The organism is Paenibacillus plantarum (genome assembly GCF_013141695.1).
In the GTDB taxonomy this organism is placed as follows: Bacteria; Bacillota; Bacilli; order Paenibacillales; family NBRC-103111; genus Paenibacillus_E; species Paenibacillus_E plantarum.
Genome location: NZ_WHNY01000013.1, coordinates 1 through 1,092, shown reverse-complemented (window position 1 = coordinate 1,092; position 1,092 = coordinate 1). Strand labels below are relative to the sequence as shown.

The following is a 1,092-nucleotide window of genomic DNA, read 5'->3' as shown; positions in this document are numbered from 1 at the left end:
ACTTCAAATGTCCATCAACGCCTACCGCTGAACCGTTTGATCGCTTCCTCGGTCACCGGCGCGAAGAGGTTAACCAGGTTGCCGTCGGGATCGCGAAACAGCACAGCACGGTTCCCCCACGGCATCGTGGTTGGTTCCTTTACCCACTCGTCGACAAACGGCTTCAAGCGCTCGTATTCGGCATCGACATCGTTGACGCGGAACTCGATGATTACAGTGTGATTGTCAGCCGCCACTGCGGAACCAGCGCCGAATAGTTGCACCGTCTGGGAGTGGCCGATCGCCAGGGTGCACGATGGCACAACGAGTTCGGCAAAGACGGGCGCGGGGCGTTCCGCCGAAACACCCATGACTTTCTCATAGAACTCGACGAGACGATCCACGTCGTCGGTAATGATGCGTACAGAAGCAAAATTCACGAGATACCATCCTTCCTATAATAAATGATACAATACCGTATCATAACATTTTGGGCCAGAATACTTCGCATTTATCTCCCACTCCTTTATGTTTACTTACTCCGATTATAAAAAAACGCTACTGACAACAGTGTGTCAGTAGCGTTTTAACATTTTTTCGGCTTCCTCGCGAATCCGATTCCGGAATGATTCAGGCTCCAGTACCAGCACATCCGCTCCCCAGCTAAGCACCCATTGCAGCGATTCGTCCAGTTGGCGAACTCGTAAGACTACGTACAATCCGTCTTGCTGCTCTTCCATGTCTTCCATGTAAGTGTAGTTCGATTCCTTCACCTTATCAGCTATGTCCTGATTAAATCGAAGGCTAACTTGCAAGTGCCGATCATCCTGAGGGGTGTATTCCATTAGGTTAAAATGGGCAGGCAGTTCGAAGCTATCCTTCAGATCGATAAGTGCCGTTATTCGGGACAAACGGAAATGTCGAATGTCTTGGCGCAGATCGCAATGAGCCACGAGCATCCACGATCCTTGAACGAGCACCAGTCCATAGGGAGCAACCGTACGAAAACTATGGCGATTCTCCTCGGAATCCACAAGTCTTTTTATATAACGAAAGCTGATCTTTCGCTCGTCTAATATTGTTCGACGGATCTTTTCGAGATATTCCCTTTCT

General features: G+C 49.5%; 2 protein-coding genes. Both read right to left on the bottom strand.

All coding sequences use genetic code 11. The features are described from left to right. Positions 1–14: 14 nt before the first annotated feature. Entirely contained in the window at positions 15–419 is a 405-nt protein-coding gene (locus GC096_RS04580; RefSeq protein WP_171629114.1) for a VOC family protein, read from the bottom strand. Between the two features lie 135 nt (positions 420–554). Continuing rightward, positions 555–1,092: helix-turn-helix transcriptional regulator (locus GC096_RS04575; protein WP_171629113.1), on the bottom strand; the 538-nt coding region annotated here is incomplete at its 5' end.